General features: G+C 54.4%; 18 protein-coding genes and 1 pseudogene. 14 read left to right on the top strand and 5 right to left on the bottom strand.

What is annotated here, in order from left to right; all coding sequences use genetic code 11:
* The first annotated feature begins 106 nt into the window (after positions 1–106).
* Positions 107–550 carry a HEAT repeat domain-containing protein gene (locus FE784_RS39015; protein WP_139607703.1) on the top strand — a complete coding sequence of 148 codons (444 nt, stop codon included), beginning with the start codon at positions 107–109 and terminating at the stop codon, positions 548–550.
* Positions 551–641: 91 nt separating this feature from the next.
* Positions 642–929 (top strand): hypothetical protein, encoded by a 288-nt coding sequence (locus FE784_RS39010; RefSeq protein ID WP_139607702.1) that lies wholly within the window; start codon positions 642–644, stop codon positions 927–929.
* Positions 930–999: 70 nt separating this feature from the next.
* Here the strand turns inward: FE784_RS39010 and FE784_RS39005 are convergent, their stop codons facing one another.
* Complete coding sequence (locus FE784_RS39005) at positions 1,000–3,477, bottom strand: PAS domain S-box protein (protein ID WP_139607701.1); 2,478 nt, start codon at positions 3,475–3,477, stop codon at positions 1,000–1,002.
* A 419-nt stretch (positions 3,478–3,896) separates the two neighbouring features.
* On the opposite strand from FE784_RS39005, the gene FE784_RS39000 reads away from it, so the two are divergent.
* Together FE784_RS39000 and FE784_RS38995 are read left to right on the top strand one after the other, a co-directional pair.
* Positions 3,897–4,838, top strand: coding sequence for a hypothetical protein (locus FE784_RS39000; protein WP_139607700.1), 942 nt, complete (start codon positions 3,897–3,899; stop codon positions 4,836–4,838).
* Between the two features lie 437 nt (positions 4,839–5,275).
* Positions 5,276–6,241 carry a helix-turn-helix transcriptional regulator gene (locus FE784_RS38995; protein WP_139607699.1) on the top strand — a complete coding sequence of 322 codons (966 nt, stop codon included), beginning with the start codon at positions 5,276–5,278 and terminating at the stop codon, positions 6,239–6,241.
* 119 nt (positions 6,242–6,360) lie between these two features.
* Here FE784_RS38995 and katA read toward each other — a convergent pair whose 3' ends face one another.
* Positions 6,361–7,818, bottom strand: a complete 1,458-nt coding sequence (katA, locus tag FE784_RS38990; RefSeq protein ID WP_139607698.1) for a catalase KatA — start codon at positions 7,816–7,818, stop codon at positions 6,361–6,363.
* A gap of 186 nt (positions 7,819–8,004) precedes the next feature.
* On the opposite strand from katA, the gene FE784_RS38985 reads away from it, so the two are divergent.
* The 4 genes from FE784_RS38985 to FE784_RS38970 all read left to right on the top strand — a co-directional run bounded on the left by FE784_RS38985 (position 8,005) and on the right by FE784_RS38970 (position 11,907).
* Positions 8,005–8,418, top strand: coding sequence for a DUF6855 family protein (locus tag FE784_RS38985; RefSeq protein ID WP_139607697.1), 414 nt, complete (start codon positions 8,005–8,007; stop codon positions 8,416–8,418).
* A gap of 363 nt (positions 8,419–8,781) precedes the next feature.
* Complete coding sequence (locus FE784_RS38980; protein ID WP_139607696.1) at positions 8,782–9,990, top strand: SEC-C metal-binding domain-containing protein; 1,209 nt, start codon at positions 8,782–8,784, stop codon at positions 9,988–9,990.
* A gap of 34 nt (positions 9,991–10,024) precedes the next feature.
* Positions 10,025–10,900: a radical SAM/SPASM domain-containing protein gene (locus FE784_RS38975; protein WP_139607695.1), complete on the top strand. Its 876-nt coding sequence runs from the start codon at positions 10,025–10,027 to the stop codon at positions 10,898–10,900.
* A gap of 146 nt (positions 10,901–11,046) precedes the next feature.
* Positions 11,047–11,907: a DMT family transporter gene (locus tag FE784_RS38970; RefSeq protein WP_139607694.1), complete on the top strand. Its 861-nt coding sequence runs from the start codon at positions 11,047–11,049 to the stop codon at positions 11,905–11,907.
* On the opposite strand, the gene FE784_RS38965 is transcribed toward FE784_RS38970, so the two are convergent.
* Positions 11,873–13,972 carry a sensor histidine kinase gene (locus FE784_RS38965; RefSeq protein ID WP_176706839.1) on the bottom strand — a complete coding sequence of 700 codons (2,100 nt, stop codon included), beginning with the start codon at positions 13,970–13,972 and terminating at the stop codon, positions 11,873–11,875. The genes FE784_RS38970 and FE784_RS38965 overlap by 35 nt on opposite strands.
* A gap of 274 nt (positions 13,973–14,246) precedes the next feature.
* Between FE784_RS38965 and FE784_RS38960 the strand changes: the two genes are divergently transcribed.
* From FE784_RS38960 to coaA, 6 genes are all read left to right on the top strand, one after another.
* The gene (locus FE784_RS38960; protein ID WP_139607692.1) at positions 14,247–15,239 is read left to right on the top strand and encodes a Gfo/Idh/MocA family protein; all 993 of its coding nucleotides are present in this window, start codon (positions 14,247–14,249) and stop codon (positions 15,237–15,239) included.
* A gap of 256 nt (positions 15,240–15,495) precedes the next feature.
* Complete coding sequence (locus tag FE784_RS41410) at positions 15,496–15,651, top strand: hypothetical protein (protein WP_176706838.1); 156 nt, start codon at positions 15,496–15,498, stop codon at positions 15,649–15,651.
* A 466-nt stretch (positions 15,652–16,117) separates the two neighbouring features.
* Positions 16,118–17,476 carry a cytochrome P450 gene (locus FE784_RS38955; protein WP_139607691.1) on the top strand — a complete coding sequence of 453 codons (1,359 nt, stop codon included), beginning with the start codon at positions 16,118–16,120 and terminating at the stop codon, positions 17,474–17,476.
* Positions 17,477–17,719: 243 nt separating this feature from the next.
* Positions 17,720–18,001, top strand: a complete 282-nt coding sequence (locus FE784_RS42545) for a nitroreductase family protein (protein WP_281287213.1) — start codon at positions 17,720–17,722, stop codon at positions 17,999–18,001.
* Positions 17,998–18,222, top strand: coding sequence for a nitroreductase family protein (locus FE784_RS42540; RefSeq protein WP_281287212.1), 225 nt, complete (start codon positions 17,998–18,000; stop codon positions 18,220–18,222). Before FE784_RS42545 ends, FE784_RS42540 begins: the two co-directional genes overlap by 4 nt.
* A gap of 99 nt (positions 18,223–18,321) precedes the next feature.
* Positions 18,322–19,242, top strand: coding sequence for a type I pantothenate kinase (gene coaA / locus FE784_RS38945; RefSeq protein WP_139607690.1), 921 nt, complete (start codon positions 18,322–18,324; stop codon positions 19,240–19,242).
* A gap of 140 nt (positions 19,243–19,382) precedes the next feature.
* Here the strand turns inward: coaA and FE784_RS38940 are convergent, their stop codons facing one another.
* Entirely contained in the window at positions 19,383–19,892 is a 510-nt protein-coding gene (locus FE784_RS38940) for an SRPBCC domain-containing protein (protein WP_139607689.1), read from the bottom strand.
* Positions 19,893–20,016: 124 nt separating this feature from the next.
* Positions 20,017–20,334: pseudogene (locus FE784_RS38935) on the bottom strand (ArsR/SmtB family transcription factor); the annotation flags it as partial.
* Between the last annotated feature and the right edge of the window lie 441 nt (positions 20,335–20,775).

The raw sequence follows: 20,775 nt of genomic DNA, 5'->3' as shown, positions 1-20,775 counted from the left end.
ATGGAATGAACGTTAAAACATTTAGTTCAACTTATATAGCACCTTGAACATTAGTCCAATCATGTGTATGTTGATTGTTAGATAAACGTTAAAGGAGATCATACACTTGAATCGTAAAACCGTAAAAAGCGAATTGCCCTCCAACTATGAGGAGTTGAAAAAAGCGGCCAACCGGACGTCCAATTGGAGAGAACGGTTGGAGGCTGTGGAAGAGCTGGGGAAGTGGAAAAACGAGCAAACCATCGACATATTGACGCATAGAATGAAAAACGATGCCGTGTACCGCATCCAAGAGGCCGCTTTCCGCAAGCTCAAAGCGTTCGGCGAAGAGGTTCAAATGCCGCCAAGGAAAAAGGGCGAGCTGATCAAAGGCACTACTAAAGTTTTGGTGAGAATCAAGAAAAGCTTGCCGGAAGAGCATACGTACGAACAATTCAAGGACAAGCTGAAAAAGACGAGAGTGGATGTGTTCGATACGTACGAAGGCGATAAAGGCGCAGACTTTGAGCAGTGGCTTGAAAGCGCGTGGGCATCTTTATCGAGAAAATAGGCTAAATCCGTTGTAAGCAAACGCCCCCTCGGTGTGGTATAATGAATCCTAAATCGTATTTAGGAGTGGTAATCTGAAAAAGCACAAGCCGATGTCGTTTGATGAGCTGCTTAAAGAATTGCAAGGCCAGAAGGCGATTCAAGAAGACCCGAACCATATTTCTTTGGACAAATTGTTCAATGAATTGTTCATGAGCAAGTATTCCAACTTTAAGAGCTTCGAGGGGTTTCTAGAAAAGGGCAATTTCCAAGCCAAGACTCATGAAGAAATCGAAAACATCCCCGACGAGCTGTTCGACCGGCACGTTGCCAGAGAGACGGAGTTCGCGGATTGGAAAACCATGCTCGATCGAGCGAAGCTGGAGTATTCCGCTAAATAAAATGGAACGGTGCATGTAGATGAACCCTCTCTTTTCGCAAGAGAGGGTTTTTGCTTTGTTGATCCCGAGCTTAGCGGGTAACCGCGCCGCTTAGCGGCAAACGGATCTCGACCGCGGTGCCCCGGCCGACTTCGCTTGTTATGCCAATCGTTCCGCCGTGCTCCTTGATGATTTTGTAGCAAATCATCAAGCCTAGCCCGGTTCCTTTTTCCTTCAGGGTATAAAACGGTTCGCCCAGGTGGGGAATCCGGTCCTGCGGGATTCCGTGCCCGTAGTCGATGACCCGAGCGGAGATGGAATCCGGATGGCGCGCAATGTGAATATCGACTTGCCCGCCTTGCGGCATCGCCTCGATGGCGTTTTTGACGATATTGATAAATACTTGCTTAAGCTGATTCGGCTCACAGGGGAGGGCCGGTTCGCCGGCCTCCGACTCTATTCCGATTTGCACATTGTTCATCGTCGCGATCGGATGCAGAAACGAAGCCACTTGCCGGATCACGGTCTCCAGGTTGACGGTCTCGTAAGTCGCGGTTTGCGGCTTGGCCACGGTCAGAAATTGGTCGGCGATCCGTTCGATTTGTCCGATTTCGGACATCATGACGTCCATGTACCAGTTGTCTTTATGCGTCGCTTGCGATTTCAGCAGGCTTAGAAAGCCTTTGAGCGTCGTTAGCGGATTGCGAATCTCGTGGGCGATTCCTGCCGCCAGTTGACCGACGACGGCCAGCTTCTCCGTATTGCGCAGCAATTGCTCGGTTTGCTTCAATTCCGTAATGTCTCTTGAAATGAGCACATAGGCGATAGCATTGCCTTTGCCGTCGAATAGGGGGGAGGCGAAATTGCTTACCTGGATCAAGCTGCCGTCCTTGCGCCGCCTAACCGTCTCATAAGGGATGGCATGCCGGGAGCTTAACAGGCTCGAGCGGATTTGTTCGCTTTCGTTACTCAAATGCTCCGGAATCGTCGGGAGCTCTTTGCCGAGCAGCTCCTGCTCCGTCCAGCCGTATACGCGCTCGAACGATTGATTGGCCTTCACGATATGGAGGTCGGCGTCTATGACGAGAATCGCATCTTCCGTATTGCGGAAGTAAAATTCAAGCTGTTCTTTGGTGGACTTCAAATCCTCGTAAACTTGCTGATGATTCGTAGAGATGTCCCTTACGGTTTCATAGACGCCGACGATTTCGTTGTCGGCAATAATCGGGAAGCTTTTGAACGATACGTACAGCTGGTGTCCCTGCTTATGGCGGATAGCCGCCTCGTACTCCTGCTGCACGCCGCTTGCCGCATGGGCAAAAGCCCGCAGCTTTCGTTCTCGGTACTCCGGGAGAGTCAAGTGTTGAACCGTTATCGTTTTCAGCTCGCTTGCGCTGTAGCCCAGCAGCTTTTCCGCAGCCGGATTCGCGTCGAGGAGAGTCCCTTGCAGATCGTAGGAGAAGATGGCATCCGGATGGTGCTCGAACAGCGATTTGTAGAAGCGGTCTTGCTGCGGGGCTTTCTCGCTGGCAGTCGTATCGACGGTATGGAGCGGCGCCGGGGCCGACTCGATATGGCGGAAATCGGGCAAATCGTGGAAGGCGGCAATATCCGGCGGAAGGGCGGTAATGACCGATCCGATTGCTGATCCTCCGTAAAAGAAAGGCGTCAGCTCGAATCGCCAAGTTTTCTGATCGCGCTTGTCTTCCCAGCATGCCTTGGAAGGGAATGCTTGCTGGATGAGAGACGCAGGCTCCATCCAGTGGTTAGGCGAGATCCAGCCTTTCTCGTACAAAAGCTTCGAGGCTTTGATTACCCGACCGCCCCGGTCCGTAACCGCTACGGGCACGGAGCTCCTTCTCGTAAGCTCGACGTAATGCTGGGCCAGCCGGTAACGTTCCAACCTCAACTGGTTGCACAGCATATTCTCGATATTCCCGGCTGTCCCGACGACGGCATCCAGCGATTTCGGGTCATTGGCGGTCCAGAAGCCGGTCAGATCGATGATGCCGAGTACTTTCCCCGTACCCGGGTCGCGGATGGGGGCGGCGGAGCATGTCCAGCCATGGATTTGTTGGCAAAAATGCTCGCTCGCGAACACTTGGACCGGGACGCCGGTAGCCAGCGCCGTTCCGATGGCGTTCGTCCCCGCGATGCTTTCGCTCCACGCCGAACCGGGCGTGAAGTTGATATCTTCCGCTTTCAGCATGAGCGGCCGATCGCCGTCGTAATATACGACTTCGCCGGACGCGTTGGAATATGTGACGAGATAGCCGGTATGGTCGGCCAGTTGCTTGAGTTTTCTCAAAAACGGTTCGACCATTCGGAATAACGGGTCTGACGTTACGAAATCTTGAATTTGATCCATCCCCAAGTTGGGTACGGGATGCATGCGAAGCGGATCGACGCCCTGCTCCAGGCATCGTTTCCAGGAATTATGCATGAACGTGTTTACGTTAAGCGGAGAGGCGCTGCCGGACATAAACTTTTCCCATTCGCGCTCGATCTCGGCTCTATCGTGTTTCGGAGAACCGCTATACCGGTTGGGGTCGGATCGGTTGTTCGCCATAACTGCCTCCTATACTCATTTCATTGATCGTTACGGCATGGATCTGCTTCGTCTTCAAAGCGATGCGGGAGGCAAATGATGTCCATAAAATTAATTATAGGGGGAATAGATTCCAGCGGCAATAAAACGGAATTAAAATGCGGATAAAGGCGACAAACCGGCCGTCTGGCGCAGCTCCGTTATATACTTGGTACAGTAGAGCGACTTTGCCGAATGGAGGAGTCGAGGAAATGGGACAAGCGTATAAAAACTGCCAAAGCTGCGGCATGCCGTTAGCGCGCGACGAGCACGGGAGCGGAACGTAACGTAATGGGGAGAAGAAGTTAATCGATCCACGTGTAGTACAAGGGAACAAGATGTATTATGATGAGGGTGAGCGCAGCACTCGGTGACGATAAGCTCAGACAAGGAGCATGGGGATGTCGATACCTTTATTGTTCGGACCTTATGGCAGTGCGCAGTTGCCCCCGGATGTGTCGGAATACGGAGTCAATGCGGTATGGTTTCACGGATTCAATGAACGGGCTTTCTCGGATTGCTCGGAACGCGGGCTCGATGCTTGCGTCGAGTTCAAAACGTTTCGCGCCGATTTCCAGAAGCATCCGGAGCTGATCCCGATCGGAGCCGATGGCCGGCCGATCCGCTACGGACGGCTGGTGCAGGGGATTTGCTTGTCCCAGAAGGACCATTTGGCGGAAATCGAGGCCCAACTGCTGGATGGCCTGCAAACATTCAAGCCGAGAGGCGTCTGGCTGGATTACTTGACCTTTGCCGGTTGGTTCGAGACGCCGGAGCCCGATCTTCAGGAAAGCTGCTTCTGTCCCGCCTGCATAGCCGATTTCTGTCAAACGACAGGTTTGGACGCTACGACGCCGGAACGGATACTGGGAAGCTACGCGGAGGAATGGAAAGCGCACAAATGCCGTAAAATCGCCGACTATGCGCTGCGCTATTCGGCGATCGTCAAGAGCAAACTGCCCGAATGCATAGTCGGAGCCTATATGTGCCCATGGACTCCGGAGCAATTCGACGGCGCGCTTACCCGCATATTCGCACAGGATTACAACATGCTGGCCGAAGCGATAGATGTATTTACGCCGCTGATCTATTGCAAGAAAAGCGGGCGAGGAGCGGGATGGGGACGCGAGTGGCTCGACCGGTCGCCCGAATTCGTGCCGGCCGACCGCAACGTCCAGCTCATTCTCGATGCGGGGGATTTACCCGACAGCTTGGCGGAAACGGCCACACCGGGGGTTCAATCGCGAGGGATACAAGTATTCGCGGGAGCCCCGCTGTTCCAAGACCCGGACAAGGCGATCATCTTCCGGCAATCGGTTGAAGCGATCCGGCGGATGACGTGACGTGACATGACGTAGCATGACAAGACGTGACAAGACGTGACAAGACGTAACGTAACGTAACGTAACGTAACGTAACGTTGCGTTGCGTATCCCGCCGCAAATTGGAGATAACGGAACGGAAGTACGTTATTCACTCGTAAAACGAGTCCGTACGCCAAATAGAGGAACGGAGTTCCGTTACTCGGCTTGTTCGGGAGCCGGCATATCCCGGTTTCGGCGTATAACGGAAGCCGTTTCCGTTATTTTCAACGAAAAGCGGGAAATATTGAGGATAGCGGAACGTTGTTCCGTTATCCTGCGCCTTCCCCAAGAAGCGCGTTAGTAGAAGCTCCGTTCGGGGCTTTTCTTTTTCGGCATATATGACAAAGAATGACGTATATCGCGGCTACAATAGATGCAACACGACAACGACTATTGGTGTAAAGGAGGGCGCGCGAATGAGAGCGGACCGGCTTATCTCGATCTTGCTGCTGCTGCAAAATCATGGGCAAATGACCTCGAAGCAATTAGCCGACAAGCTGGAGGTGTCGGAAAGGACCGTCCATCGCGATATGGAAGCGTTGAGTGCGGCGGGCATTCCGGTCTATTCGGAAAGAGGGTCGCAGGGAGGCTGGAAGCTAACCGAAGGATATCGGACGAGCTTGACCGGCCTCAAATCCGAGGAGCTCAGCACCCTGCTGCTGGCCGGCTCGATCCAGCTTCTGAGCGATCTGGGCAAACGGGAAGCTTACGACGCCGCTTACCAGAAAATGTGGGCTGCCGCCCCGGACTCGTTCAAGCACGAAGCCGAATTTACGCGTCAGCGTATTCATATCGACGGAGCAGGTTGGCATGAGCCAAGCAGCGACGCGTCCGCTTGCTTGCCGGCGATTCAAGAGGCGGTATGGGCGGAGCGGAAGTTGGAGATTGCCTATGAACGGGGAGCCGAAATCGTCGAAAGAACCATTCATCCTCTGGGGTTGGTGGCGAAACGGAACACGTGGTACGTCGTGGCGGAGATAGATGGGGAGTACCGGACTTACCGCGTATCCCGAATACGCTCGGCGAAGCTGACGGCAGAAACGTTCCGGCGACCGGACGAATTTCAGCTTGCCTCGTATTGGAAGCATTCCATGGAGCGCTTCACGGCAGAGTTGCCGAAATACGCCGCCAAACTAAGCATGGCCCAAACTGCGCTGCATCGCATTCGGCAAGAACGATATGTGAAAGTCATATCGGTAGCTTCGGGGAAGCGGGACGATTGGACGGAAGCCGAGGTCGAATTCAATACGCTGGAGTCCGCGTGCGAAATATGTCTGGCCATCGGACCGGAGCTGATCGTGCTGGAGCCGGCCGAGCTGAGAGCCCGTCTCGTCGGCCAAGCGGCGGCGATCGTCGGTCTGTATGAAAAGGACAGAACCTGATGAGGAAAATCCAGATAGGAACGACAAAACCTCCACACCCGCTATAAATGCGGTGATGGAGGTTTGTTTTCGAGCTGATTGTTGAACGAGAGCAGGGGCTCGCCGTTCCAAATTGAACCTCAGTCTCCCTGCGGGACAGACAGGCCGAGCCCTGCCGCGACGCGCTGTCCGTAATCGGGGTCGGCTTTATAGAAATGCCCGATTTGGCGCAGCTTGATTTCATCCTTCTCCACCGGCATCATCGCGCCGACGATCGTCCGGACGAGACGCTCGCGCTCGTCTTCGCTCAGCAGTCGGTACAAGTCTCCCGCTTGCGTATAATGATCGTGATGGTCGTAGGCGACGCTATCGGCCTGGCCGGAAACCGCATATGCGGCCGGCTTGTGCTCGGGGGATTGGGCAGGTCCGCCGTAGCTGTTCGGCTCGTAGTAGACGGAGCCTCCGCCATTAGTGTCGGGCCGCATTTGTCCGTCGCGCTGATAGTTGTTCGCTTCCGCCTTCGGCCGGTTGATCGGCAGCGCGTTATGGTTGGCGCCGACCCGGTAGCGGTGGGCGTCCGAATAAGCGAAAAGACGGCCTTGCAGCATTTTGTCCGGCGAAGCTTCGATGCCCGGCACGAATGAGCCCGGGGAGAACGTCGCCTGCTCGACCTCGGCGAAATAGTTTTCCGGATTCCGGTCCAGCACCATACGGCCCACTTCGATTAACGGATAGTCTTTCTGGGACCACACCTTCGTCACATCGAACGGATCGAAGCGGTAAGTGTCCGCATCCTCCAGCGGCATAATTTGTACGTGCAGCTTCCAGGCCGGGAAGTCGCCGTTTGCAATCGCATTGAATAAGTCCTCGGTATGGTAATCCGGATTCTCGCCCGCCAGCTTGGCGGCCAGGTCGACGTCCAGGTTTTTGACGCCCTGCTCCGTTTTGAAATGATATTTCACCCATACGCCTTCGCCTCGGTCGCTCACCCACTTGAAGGTATGGCTGCCGAAGCCGTGCATATGCCTGAGCGTTGCCGGGATGCCGCGGTCGGACATGAGAATAGTGACCTGGTGCAGCGATTCGGGAGACAACGACCAGAAATCCCATACCGCATTCGGATTTTTCAGATGGGTTTGCGGATGGCGCTTCTGCGTATGGATAAAGTCGGGAAATTTGATCGCATCGCGGATAAAGAAGACGGGAGTGTTGTTGCCGACCAGATCATAGTTGCCTTCCTCGGTATAAAATTTCACGGCGAATCCGCGCGGGTCGCGAACCGTATCGGCCGAGCCGAGCTCGCCCGCAACCGTCGAGAAACGAATGAACATGGGAGTGCGTTTGCCCACTTCCGATAAAAAAGCGGCTTTCGTATAGCCCGATAAATCGTTCGTCACCTCGAAATAACCGTGCGCTCCGGCGCCTTTGGCATGAACGACGCGTTCGGGAACCCGCTCCCGGTTGAAATGCGCCAATTTCTCGAGAAGATGGACGTCCTGGATCAAGGTCGGGCCGCGCGCACCGGCCGTCATCGAATTTTGGTTGTCCCCGACCGGGGCGCCCCAACTGGTCGTAAGCTTGTTCGGATTTGTGCTCATAATAGAATCACCTCATCAATTGATATAAATTCACTATAATCAAAACGATAATAATTATCAATAAGAAATAAATACTTATTTATATTTATATCAAATATTCAAGCGATTATGATGAAAAAATATTTAATTTTGCGCTTATTGTATAATAATACTGACATCCAATTTGCAACGAGAAGGAGAAATGATATGACGTTGGAAAAAGGGACAAAACAAAATCCGTGGCTGTTGAAAACGCCGCCGCAAACGTCCGAATACGAAATGTACAAGGACGAGAAGGATGGCAAAGCGATATTGGTTTGCACGGTAGGCAAGACGGTGCTTCATTATGACTACCGCTGCATCGCCGATCTGCACGACATGCTGAAGCGGCACGGGGACTGGATGGAGCTCGGCAGCGCGGACGAGCAGAAACCGGCCAAGGAAGGCACGGTCGAAGCATGGGGCCGTTCGTCCGACAATCCGGTCGGCGGCTGGTACGGGTTGAAGAAAGGGCTGCGCGGACGGTTCGGCATGTACGTGCCTCCTTTATTGGAAGAATTGGGGCTTGCGGAGGTAGAGCATAACCCGAAAAACAACCGTATGAGAGTTTATGATCAATAGAGCCCCGACATGCGGAAAATAGCTGCAAGCGAACCTGGTTGTTGAAAAAGTCAAAAAGAGAGAATTGTCATACAAAAAGGAGGTGGGGGAAGGAAAGCAAAGCGCTTGATTTTAAAATCGTGTTGTAACCGCTAAAATCTTACAAACAACACGATGTTAACGGATGTGGAGCGCATTCCCTCACCTCCTGTCTCCGGCGCTTCCTCTCTTTGCAGACTTTTTCAACAGCCTCAAACGAACCCGCCTAATTGTTCGCCGACTGTCAGGCTTTGCCGTGACGGCTTCCGAAACTTCCGGACCTTTCGATTTGTGCTATAATGCTTAAGGGATCAGGATGTCCTATCTATTAGAAAGGGTGAGATTATGGATAAGCGCCTGAGCAGCAAGGATCAAAACGTGCTGTTGAACGCTGTGGAGGAAGCCAAGAAAACGGCAAGGCAAATGGAAGCGAAAGAGGAGGAGAAGCGCTGGTCGGCGATCGAAGTGCCGCTTACCCTCGGGAATGGTTTGGCAAGGCTGACGAAACAGGACCTTTCGACAATCCGGTCGAATTGGAATATACGGGGAGCCAGTTCGCTTAAGAAGCAAGAATTGATTGCCGTCATGGAGCAGCACGCATCCGAGGCTCTGCGTCCTATATGGCGGCGATTCGACGAGAGCCGATACGAAATCGTCAAGCATGTAGCGGAGAAGGGCGGCGACGCTTTCTTGCAGTTGGAGCCGTACCAGCTCGACTACTTTCATAAGCTGGGCATTCTTTTTCCAGGAACGTATGAAGAAAATAAGACGCTGGCGATGCCGAAGGAAGTGGTCGAGTCGTTCCGGGCGAACGACGACGCATCGCTGCGCGAAGCGGTTCGGAGAAATACGGAGTGGATCAAGCTGGCGCAGGGGCTTCTCCATTATTATGGGGTGCTGAGCACAGGTGAGCTTTACAAGCTGATCGGGCAGCATTCGGAAGCCGAGGTCGATCCGGTCCTGTGCGAGCCGGTTCTGCAGGAAGCGGAATCGTTTTACCGGGAAATCCGGGTTACTCGCGACGAAGCGTCCGACGCCTGGGTGTGGAATCCGGACAAGATCAGGCAAGAACAGAAAGCAAGATCGATTGTGCCGCTGTATCCGTTCACGAGGGTGCAACTGCTGCGTGCCGGAGAGGCCGGGTTTGTCGAGCGTCATGCAAGCTATACGGCTTTCGTCGAATTTCTGATCAAGGGGTACGACCTGCGCCGGGAAGAGGCGGATGGCTACGTGGAAGAGAGCGTGTCGATCATCCGGAATGGCGGTACTCCGGCCAGCGTCCTGCAGGCGCTGCAGCAATCCTTCGAGATGGACCGGCTGGAGATGGTTCAACAGTTTATGGACCGTATCGTGGGGCTGTACAATGATACGAGGCAGTGGTATCTCAAGGGCCATACTCCGGAAGAGCTATCGACCGCGAGGAGCGGACCGGTCCCTTCCAAGCACGGTTCGTCCGCGAGCGTATACGATTTCGCAACGAAAAAGAAAGTAGGCCGCAACGACCCGTGTCCTTGCAACAGCGGCAAAAAGTACAAAAAATGCTGCGGTGGCTGAACGGGCATAACGGTTCGGAATGGGGAGCTGGCTCTTGAAAACGTTCAAAAAAGTATATATCGAGATTACGAGCGTGTGCAACCTGGCTTGCAGCTTCTGTCCGCAAACGGCCCGAAAAGCCAATTTCATCAAGCTGGACGCCTTTCAAAACATATTGGAGCAAATTAAGCCGCATACGAAGCATATATACCTTCATGTCAAAGGCGAGCCGCTCCTCCATCCGAAAATCGACGAGTTGTTGGACGCGAGCCATGCCCGGGGGTTTAAGGTCAACATCACGACCAACGGAACGCTCATCACGAAAGCCGGGCCCAAAATATTGGGGAAACCGGCGGTGCGCCAAATGAACTTTTCCCTCCATAGCTTCGACGGGCACGAAGGGTCGACGAACCGGGAGCGGTATTTGGCCGATATTATTTCCTTCGTCCGGGAAGCGGTCAAGCATCGGGTGCTCGTCTCGTTCCGGCTATGGAATTTGCAGAAGGACAACGTCACGACGAGCGAGAGAAGGCGCAACCGGCAAACGTTGGAAATTCTCGAGAATGAATTCGGGCTCGATTACAGGATCGAGGAGAAGGTCGTGGCGGGCAGCGGGGTCAAAATTGCCGACTACGTCTACTTGAATCAGGACCATGAATTTCGATGGCCGAGTCTGCAGGCGCCCGAGGATGAAGGGAAAGGCTTCTGCCACGCGCTCCGGAGCCAGGCCGCGATTCTGGTGGACGGGACGGTCGTGCCGTGCTGTCTGGACGGCGAGGGTGTCATCAACTTGGGCAATGTGAACAACGCTTCCTTCACCGATATCGTCGAAGGGGAGAGGGCGAACAAGCTGGTCGACGGATTTTCGAGAAGAGAGGCCGTCGAGGAGCTTTGCCGAAAATGCGGGTACAGACAAAGATTCGGCACCTGAGTCGGGTGCAGGTCCGAGACCGCCTTGACAGGTTAATAGGCGAGATACGGCCATACACGGTTGGAGTATAATTACACGTGTATGGTTTTTTCGCGTTACGGGGTCCGGTACAAGGTGGCGGCCGGATTGGGAAAGGAGGGGAGCGTATGCTCGGAATAGCGGCGCTGCTCGTGCTCGGATCGGGCTTCATCCATGCGGTATGGAATTTGTACACGAAACGGAGCATGAACAAGCATGTGTTTCTTTGGGGCTGCCAGCTTATCGCGATAGCGGTATTTCTGCCGTGGACGATCATGGAGCTGGATCAGGTGCACTACTCTTCTACCGCGCTAATTGTCGTATCGGCATCGATGCTGCTGCACGGGCTTTACGTCGTCTTGCTTGCAGCTGCCTATTCCGTAGGGGATTTGTCTCAAGTATATCCGATCATGAGAGGGACGAGTCCGCTGCTCGTTCCTCTGGCCGGCGTGTTCCTCCTTGACGAGAGGCTGTCCCCGTTCGGTTGGGCCGGAGTCGCTTTGATCGTGGTCGGCATCGTGCTGGTGAGCGGCATCCGGCTTGAACGCAAGCAGGGGACTTCCCTCAAAGCCCCGATGCTGGCCTTGGCGGTCGGGTTGTGTATAGCCGGGTATATCGTCATCGATAAGATTGCGCTAGACTATGTTCCGGCGGTTGTATTGAACGAAGCTTCGAATATCGGCAACGTATTGGCGCTTTCTTGGGCAACCTTCAAGTCCGGAGCTATCCGCAGAGAAATCAAGATCAACTGGAAAGTCATCTTATTGGGAGGCGTTTTGGCTCCTGCCGGATATTTGCTGTTTCTATTCGCCTTGACTCTCGCGCCCGTCGCCCAATTGGCCCCGATGAGGGAAATCGGCACCGTGTTCGGTACGGTGATGGGCGTATTCCTATTGCGGGAAGCCCAAGGCAGGCGTCGACTCGTCTGCTCGATGCTGATTACCGCCGGGGTTGTCATGTTGGGCTTGTGGGGACCAGCGGGAGGGTAAAGTAGAACGTGCTGCCCTCGCCCCGCTTGCTGTCCACCCCGATACGGCCGCCATGAGCGAGAACGATCTCTTTGGCGATAGCAAGACCGAGGCCTGTCCCTTCTTGCATGCCGTCAGCCGGGCTATCTTTGAAGAAACGGTCGAACACGTACGGCAGCGACTGCTCGTCAATGCCTGTCCCGGTGTCCGTAATGCGTATGAGCAGCTCGTCCTCCATCAGCTCGTCCTCCATCAGCTCGCACCCGATCGCAATCGAGCCTCCGGCCGGCGTGAACTTCAGCGCATTGTACACGATATTGGTAACGACTTGATCGATGCGCACCGAATCGACCATCACATACGTTTCGTCCCACCCGTCCTCGGGCGAGAATTGCTCTACGGTAAAGCGGACGCCTTGCGACCGGACGTCCCACTCCAATTTGCGCAAATGTTTATGGATAAGCTCGTCCGCCGGCATCGCTTCAAAGTCGAATTTAAACTGCTTCGCTTCCAGGCGGGACAATTGGAACAAATCTTTGACCAGCCGGTTCACGTACAGCACTTTATCGTATATCGTGTTCCAATATTTGCTCTCGGTCGGCTCGATCACGCCGTCCTTGATCGCTTTGACGTAGCCCTGTATCGCGGTCATCGGCGTACCGAGCTCGTGGGAAATGCTCGAGACGAGCTGGCGGCGGGATTCTTCCGCCTGATGGAGCTCCTCGTTTTTGACCAGCAAATGCTCGTTGATCAGCCGCAGCTCCGCCGTCCGTTCGGCGACGGTCTGCTCGAGCTGCGCGTTCATTTGCCTCAGCTCGGCTCCCATCTCCTCGACCTTGACGTGAGCGCCGGTAAACCGCTTGGCCACGATCATCGTCTGGGCAAACAGAAACACGAAGACGCCGAACGGAGCAAGGTTGACGCTCGACACGAGCTGGTTGTAGAACAGAATGTCGTTCATAGCGGCGGCAAACATGATGCATACGGACAAGCTGCTGAGAAGCGCACCTTCCCTTTTGCGTTTGACGGCCAAGGCGTAAACGTACAAAATATAGACGAATGCGGCTATGATGACGATTTGGGCCGGCACCATCGTATAAGTAAATATCCGCGGCTCGAAGAGGACGGAAAGCAGGCAGAAGAAGGAGCAGCAGACGATAATGGCGGTAATCGCCTTCCGGCTCGTTTCCCGGGGATACAGATGCCTCACGAACAGGGCAAACAGCAGAATGCCCGCGTTGGGAGACAAGTACTCCAGCTTGACGGCTGAGGACCAATTCAGCTGCGGAATAAAGCGCACCAGCAGAGATTCGCCCAGGAGCAAGGAGCGAAGCCCGAAGAACAGCGAGGCACAGCCGATCAGAACGATCAGCTTGTCCTTTTTGCGGAAAAACCACAAGCCGACGTGATAAAAGCCGAGAATGAACAGAGCGCTCGAGATGAACAGATCGGACGCCATGCGATTTTCACGGAGCGCTGTAATCGAAGAGGCTTCGCCAATAAATAACGGCGCCCACAGCCCGCCTTTGCGCTGCACGAAATTGGATACTTGGATGACAAGCTCCGTATCCGGTCCTTGTGGATGGAAATAGACGACTTTGGCGTAATTTTTCGGCCGCATCGTCTCTCTCGACAATCCGACCGTGCCGTTGGAGGCCAGCAGATCTCCGTCAATCCACAGCTTGTACGAAGTAGCTACGGCCGGGATATAGAGCGCATGGACTTTATGGAAATCCGGCTCGTCCAAATGGATGCGGAGACGGTACGTCGCGGCTCCTTCATTCTCGGTAGGGGCCGAGCTCCGCGCTCCCCAGACGTGCGGAACGTTCGCATAATGCATCCGTCCGCTGGAAGCGTCTCCGTTGGCGTGCAGACCGGCAGGCTCGAGCAGCTGCCCCCAATACATTTCCCATTCGCCGATCAATTTGACCGGCTCCTGTCCGAGATCGTGTCCCGACAAATCGAGCGTGCCCTGCACGGCGCGCGACGGCTCGGCTGCCGAGATGTATCGGGGCAGCAGCAGTACAAGCAGCAGCGCCGGCACCAACGCCAACAGCGTGCAAATCCCATATTTCCTGAACGCCACCATCATCCGTCCTTGTCTGTATCGATTCCGCCATCCGGTACAAGGCAGACCTGTACTAAATGGCTATTGTTGCCAAAAAAACGATTACATATAGTGTAACCCGGAGCGGTTGCATAATGAAAGAGGTTGTCTCACTTTCGGTTAACGCTTCTTTCTGCGACAATAGGGAAGGGAAGACAACAGAAGGACGGCTCGCAAAAGAATCGAGCGTCGGTTTCCGCCGGACGAAGGCGGAGCGGCCGTCAACACTATATCGAAAACATGAGGAGTTGCCATGATAAGATTCGGCATTATCGGCACGAATTGGATTACGGAGTCATTCCTGGAGGCGGCCCGCGAATGCGGGGATTTCGCACTGACCGCCATCTATTCCCGGACGGAGGAGCGGGCGCGGCAATTCGCCGACAAGCACGGAGCGCCGCATGCGTACTCGGATGTGGAGGCAATGGCCGCGAGCGGCGAGATCGACGCCGTCTACATCGCCAGCCCGAACTCGTTTCACGCGGAGCACGCAATCGCCTGCATGAAGCACGGCGTTCATGTGCTGTGCGAGAAGCCCGTAGCGTCCAATGCTGCAGAGCTGCGGGCAATGATCGCGGCCGCCCGGAGCTATAACGTTGTGCTGATGGAGGCGATGAAGTCGACATTCTTGCCCAACTTTCAAGCGATTCGCGACAACGTAAGCTCCATCGGCAAGATCCGGCGTTATTTCGCCAGCTACTGCCAATATTCCTCCCGTTATGACGCCTACAAGCAAGGGAACGTCTTGAACGCGTTCAATCCGGTGTTCTCCAACGGCGCGTTGATGGACCTTGGCATTTATTGCATTTATCCGGCGGTCGTTCTGTTCGGGAAGCCGGACTCCGTCCAAGCGAACGGGGTGCTGCTCGAGTCCGGCGTGGACGGGGAGGGAAGCCTGCTGCTCCGGTACCCGGATATGGATGCGGTCATCATGTATTCCAAAATCACGCATTCTTCCTTGCCTTCCGAAATTCAAGGGGAGACCGGGAATATCGTGATCGGCAAAATCAGCCAGCCGGAGACGGTGGAAATCAGGTACAGAGACGGTACCGTGGAGGACTTGACCAGGGAACAGGCCGACAACACGATGGTTTATGAGATTAAAGAGTTCCTTGGCCTCATAAAACGCGGAGAGTCGGAGTCTGGCGTGAATACGTTCGAGCATTCATTGTGGACGATGGAGATCATGGACGAGGCGCGGCGGCAGATGGGGCTGGTGTATCCGGCGGATGCGGGGAGCGTATAAGCGGGTCGGGATGCGGGGAATGCGGCGTGATGCAGACTTTTTCAACAGCTTCAAAAACTCCAGTTAAATGCGGCATCGAAGACCGGAAGCGAGGATTAACTGGAAAACATGCAGCTATTTCCTTGTGCTGATGGCGAACGGAACCTAATTGCGAGAAATAAATGGACTTTTTCCAGCTATCGGGCGCCAAGTCGGTGCAATCCCGAAAATAACTGCATATTTTCCATTTCGGGAGTACAACTATGGCGAGGCGATAGTGTGTCGAAAGCCAAAGAACGAAAACGAATTCAACCGGTTTTGCGAATTGGAGGAAGTGTGGAATCAAGCGGATTCATTAGAGAAGGAGCGGCTTTACATGCGGGGCGTCAAGGACGTGATGAGGCTGGTGCAGGCAATAGGGAAAAGGGAATAAACTCACGGAACTACGGGGCAAATTTATAAACAAAACCAAACCCACGCTTCGCGGACGTCCGCTGCAAGCGTGGGTTTGTTTGGACAGAACCACCGATCCGGATTCAGGGAGATGGAATGTAAGTATTCGCCACGTACAGCGGATAGATGCGCTCCTCGAGCGAGCAGATAGATAGATAGATAGATAGATAGATAGATAGATAGATATGGCACCGGTTCGCAGTATGTTCGACGAAGTGTTGCACGGCTTTCTGTTAGCTTATCAGACTGCGAACGGTCGTGCTATTTCCATTTCCGGGATAAAAAGGAGGGCACAGCCGGATACTAATGGACTCCGGGTCGTCGTTTCCGGGCATGCCGATGCCCATGGCAACCCCCAGAAAAACGGGGCTCGCTCTCGAAGCCTTTTCCAAGAGTTTTTTATACGCATACGCACTAGATCGCTAGTTACATAAGGAGGTTCCGCAGTGAGCGCCAAAACCGCACCCGGCCCGAGAGGGCTGCCGATTACAGGAAATCTCCTTGCATTTCGCAAAGATCCGCTGCACTTTTTGGAACAGTCGTTCCGCGAATACGGAGAGCTCGTTCATCTGCGCTTCGGGCCGAGCCGTCATCTGTATTTGCTGACCGAACCGGATCTGATCAAAGAGGTATTGCTTACGAAGCAGCAGCATTTCCGCAAAGCCAAAGGCTTGCAGACGGCCAAGGCGGTCGTAGGCGAAGGCATTTTGACCAGCGAGAAGGAGAAGCATCTGCGCCAACGGAGGCTCATGCAGCCTTCGTTCCGCAAAGACCGGATATCGGCCTACGGAGAAGCGATGGTCCGCCACGCCGAACGGATGACGTCGCAGTGGGAAACCGGACAAACCCGGGTCATTACCGAAGATATGATGCAGCTTACGCTCGATATCATTATGGAGACGATGTTCGGCTCTCGGCTGGAGGAAGAGATCGTAGGCGGCATTGGCCGGGCTATCGATGTCGGTATGAAGTATGTGAGCACGCGAGCCTCCTCGTTTATCGATTTGCCCGCAAGCTTGCCGACCAAGAGCAACCGGGAATTTCAAGAAGCGTCCAAGCTGCTGGACGGGGTCATCTACTCCATTATCGAAAAGCGCCGCAAGCAGCCGGCCGGGGAAGCGGGGACGGGGCGGAAAGATTTGCTGTCCATGCTGCTGGCGGCAAGAGACGAGGATGGGAGCGCCATGACCGACGAGCAGGTGCGCGATGAAGTGATGACGATCTTCCTCGCCGGACATGAGACGACGGCCAATACGCTTTCGTGGACGTGGTATCTGCTTGCCTTGAACCCCGAGGCGGAGAGGAAGCTTCATGCCGAGCTGGATTCGGTGCTCCAAGGGCGCTTGCCGACACCGGAAGACTTGGACAAGCTGGAGTACTTGCAGCTATTGCTATGGGAGTCGATGCGTCTCTACCCGGCGGTATGGGCCATCAACCGCGAGGTAGTAGACGAGGTGGAGATTGGCGGGCATACGTTCCGGCCCGGCGATACGATCATGATGAGCCAATACGTCATGCATCGCAACCCCGCTTACTACGACAATCCCGAGGAGTTTCGGCCGGAACGGTTCGAGGGGGATTTTATGAAGACGATTCCGCAGTTCGCATACTTTCCGTTCGGCGGAGGACCGCGTGTCTGTATCGGGAACAACTTCGCCATGATGGAGGCGGCGCTGCTTATCGCGACAGTCGGGCAAAGGTTCGGGCTTCGTCTTGCGGACGGCCATCCGCCGGTCGAGCTGGAGCCGCTCGTAACGCTGCGGCCGAAGAACGGGTTAAGCATGATCGTCGAAGCTCGCGGGTAAGTTTGGCGATAAGACCCCGGTTTCCGATGAACCGGGGTTTTGTCATGCACTGGGAGCAGGCAGAGCGAATAGCCGCGGCCGTTCCGGCGAATGCTTGAAGTATGCGCGTGTGCAAAATCCATTGAGAAGCCGGAGACGACATGATGGTTGTGGAGCAGCAAGTGAAGTCCCCGTTAGTCGAACGTCATGCGGTGACCCGGACGCAAATCTCCGAGCTGCTGAGCATTGCCCAGAAGGGTCGGCATGGATTCGGCATGGAACCTTCAGCCGTGGAAATTTCTCGTGTTCGACGAGCGGGAGGCTAAGGAGAGGCTGCTGCCGATCGCTTACGGGCAGTGTCAGGTTGAGGACGCTTCTTTTACGGTAGCCGTTCTGGGGGATTTGGAAACCGATCGAAACGCCGAATTGATTTACCGGGATGCCGTCGATAAAGGCTTCATGGATGCGGAGGTCAAGTCGAGACTCATCGGTCAAATCGAGGCCGCTTCACGGACCGTCAAACGGCGCGGGATCAAGCGTTCTTGAACGCCTCGCTGGCTGCGATGCAGCTGATGCTTGCCACCAAGGAGGCAGGGCTCGACAGTTGCCCGATGGGCGGCTTTGACTCGGAGAAGCTGATCGAAGCGTTCCGGATACCGGAGCGGTACATTCCGGTAATGCTCGTCTCTGTCGGCAAAGCGGCCAAGCCGGCGTATCCGAGCTCGCGGTTCGAGGTCGAAGCGGCTGCGGTATGGAATTCCTTTTAGCTCCCCAGGAGGACTGCATTTCTTCAACATTTTTCTTGACGTACAGGCCGCCCTCGTTCATACTGTCTTTCAGTTACAACAAGAACGGTGGAGACTGACATGAATCGGCATTCGCTATATATGGAGTTCGGTCGCGAGGAGTGGGCGGCGCTTCGCGACCATACGCCTCTTCCGCTGACCAAGGAAGAGTTCGAACGATTAAAGGGGTTAAACGATCAAATTCCGTTCGAAGAGGCGGAGCAAATTTATCATCCGATTACCCGGCTCATCAACTTGCATGTAGCCGCTTCCCAGCAGCTGTACCGGTCGGCGGTGTCCTTCACCGGGAGCCGCGAGGCGAAGACGCCGTTCATTATCGGCATAGCCGGAAGCGTCGCGGTCGGCAAAAGCACGGCGGCCCGGCTGCTGCAGCTGCTGCTCTCGCGGTGGACGAACCATCGCAACGTCGATCTGGTGACGACCGACGGGTTCCTGCATCCGAACCGGATTTTGCAGGAGCGGGGGCTGATGAAGCGGAAAGGGTTTCCCGAGAGCTACGATATCAAGCGGTTGCTGCAGTTTTTGACCGAAGTGAAGGCGGGCAAGCCCGAGGTGTCGGCCCCGGTATACTCGCATTTGGTATATGACGTCATTCCCGATCGGCGGCAGGTCGTCCGCAACCCGGACATTTTGATCGTGGAAGGCATTAACGTGCTCCAGGTAAGCAAGGAGGCGCGCGTGTTCGTCAGCGACTTTTTCGATTTCTCGATTTATCTCGATGCCGACGAGCGGGACATCGAGCAGTGGTATATCGAACGGTTCCGCATGCTGCGCGATTCCGCATTCCGCGATCCCCAATCGTACTTTCACCGGTACGCCACCTTGACGGAGGAACAATCGGTCCAGACGGCGACGCAAATCTGGAACGAGATTAACGCCGTTAATTTGCGCGAAAACATCTTACCGTCCAAAGGACGCGCCCGGCTTTTGCTGCACAAGGGCTCGAACCACGAAATCCGCAAAGTGCTGCTCCGCAAGTGATCCGCTTACGGAGGCCAGGAATAAAACGATGCCGTCAGGCGCACGTCGCTCGATCGGGCCGATCGTTTCCAGTTCCGGGATAAGCATAGCATGAAAAAAAGCCGTCGGCTCTACGCCGGACGGCTTTGCTGATGAGACGATTACTGAACGGATTGCAGATGCTCGTCGAGACGGTCCCATGTTTCCGAAATTCCTTGCTCCATCCCCATATCCAAGACGGTTTTGAGCGCTTCGGGAGAGGCGTAAAGCGCCCGATTGATGAGCTTCGTCTTGCCTTCGAACTCTACGAATGTCAATGTCACATCAGTGGAAGGCATTTCCGCCGATTCGGTGCCTTCGGCATCCGAGAAGTAGTCGACGTAGACGATTTTCTCCGACTTCACGATATCCTCGTAAACGGCTTTGCCCCAAGATTCCATTCCGTAGAAATCTCCTTGGTTCTCATCCATACATTTCATGCAATAATGCCAAACGCCGCCCGGACGAAAATCGATGTCGCATACCGTAAGCGTCCAGCCGCGGGGTCCCCACCACTGCTTCAGATGCTCGGCCTCCGAGAAAGCCAGGAATACAAGCTCGCGAGGCGCCTCGAACACGCGCTCCAAAATAAGCTCCCGACCTTCAACCTTGGTAATCATTTTGTTCGACATTGAAAATTCCTCCTGAAATTTAGTTGGTTTGTTCGTTTTCTTTGCTTTCTTTGTTTTCTTTGTTTTCTTTGCTTTCTTTGTTTTCTTTGTTTTCTTTGTTTTCTTTGTTTTCTTTGCTTTCTTTGTTTTCTTTCGTTCTCAGCTTCCGAAGGTAGGACTCCAGAGCGTCGAATCGTTCATCCCAGACACCGCGGTACGTTTCAAGCCAGGCGTCCAATGCTTGGAAAGGCTCCAATCGGAGCTTGTAGTTCCGGCGATTGGCGACAGCCTGTACCTCGACCAGCCCGGCCTCCAGCAGTACGCGCAGATGCTTCGAGGCTTGAGGCTGACGGAGCTGAAGCTGTTCGGCGATTTCCCCTACGGTCAAGGGGCCGTCGAGCAGGAGCTCTACGATGCGGAAACGGTTAGGTTCAGCCAGTGCGCTAAATGTCGCTATATCCATGATTCGGATATTCCGGTAAGGAATCGAGCGGTTGCATGGGGTACGGCGCGGGCTTTTCCTTCAGTTCCATTCATATCAGCCACCTCGTTTCGTTTCTTAGTTACCGTACTCACATTTATAATATACACTATAGGGAATATTCTTGTAAAGGAATATTAAAAGATATTTTACGATCGTCCGCAATTTGTACCGAAACCGTATGCAAAAAAAGCCGATTTCACCTCTGGGGAGAATTCGGCTATTTATTTACTTGCAAGGAGGGGGGAGGTGCTTATTGCAGCTTCAGCGTCTCGAAGCTAAACGGCATCGCGAGGTCATTAAAGAACCAGACGGACCATGAATAGCGCAGCGAGGTCGGTTTCAACCTTATTTCCTTCAGCGAGCCGGATTTCGAGCGGATTTCATCCGATTGAGCCACAAATAAGGTTGGTTTCAGCACTA

This window comes from Paenibacillus hemerocallicola, assembly GCF_006265175.1.
Lineage (GTDB): Bacteria > Bacillota > Bacilli > Paenibacillales > NBRC-103111 > Paenibacillus_AB > Paenibacillus_AB hemerocallicola.
This window is presented reverse-complemented; position numbering and strand designations above follow the sequence as displayed.

What these genes read in the sequence shown, in the direction of transcription:
- FE784_RS38980 (WP_139607696.1), top strand. Translation starts at nt 8,782, where the DNA reads ATGGATAAGCGCCTGAGCAGCAAGGATCAAAACGTGCTGTTGAACGCT.
- FE784_RS38940 (WP_139607689.1), bottom strand. Translation starts at nt 19,892, where the DNA reads ATGTCGAACAAAATGATTACCAAGGTTGAAGGTCGGGAGCTTATTTTG.
- coaA (WP_139607690.1), top strand. Translation starts at nt 18,322, where the DNA reads ATGAATCGGCATTCGCTATATATGGAGTTCGGTCGCGAGGAGTGGGCG.
- FE784_RS39005 (WP_139607701.1), bottom strand. Translation starts at nt 3,477, where the DNA reads ATGGCGAACAACCGATCCGACCCCAACCGGTATAGCGGTTCTCCGAAA.
- FE784_RS38970 (WP_139607694.1), top strand. Translation starts at nt 11,047, where the DNA reads ATGCTCGGAATAGCGGCGCTGCTCGTGCTCGGATCGGGCTTCATCCAT.
- FE784_RS38995 (WP_139607699.1), top strand. Translation starts at nt 5,276, where the DNA reads ATGAGAGCGGACCGGCTTATCTCGATCTTGCTGCTGCTGCAAAATCAT.
- FE784_RS39010 (WP_139607702.1), top strand. Translation starts at nt 642, where the DNA reads ATGTCGTTTGATGAGCTGCTTAAAGAATTGCAAGGCCAGAAGGCGATT.
- FE784_RS38960 (WP_139607692.1), top strand. Translation starts at nt 14,247, where the DNA reads ATGATAAGATTCGGCATTATCGGCACGAATTGGATTACGGAGTCATTC.
- katA (WP_139607698.1), bottom strand. Translation starts at nt 7,818, where the DNA reads ATGAGCACAAATCCGAACAAGCTTACGACCAGTTGGGGCGCCCCGGTC.
- FE784_RS39000 (WP_139607700.1), top strand. Translation starts at nt 3,897, where the DNA reads ATGTCGATACCTTTATTGTTCGGACCTTATGGCAGTGCGCAGTTGCCC.
- FE784_RS38985 (WP_139607697.1), top strand. Translation starts at nt 8,005, where the DNA reads ATGACGTTGGAAAAAGGGACAAAACAAAATCCGTGGCTGTTGAAAACG.
- FE784_RS42545 (WP_281287213.1), top strand. Translation starts at nt 17,720, where the DNA reads ATGGATTCGGCATGGAACCTTCAGCCGTGGAAATTTCTCGTGTTCGAC.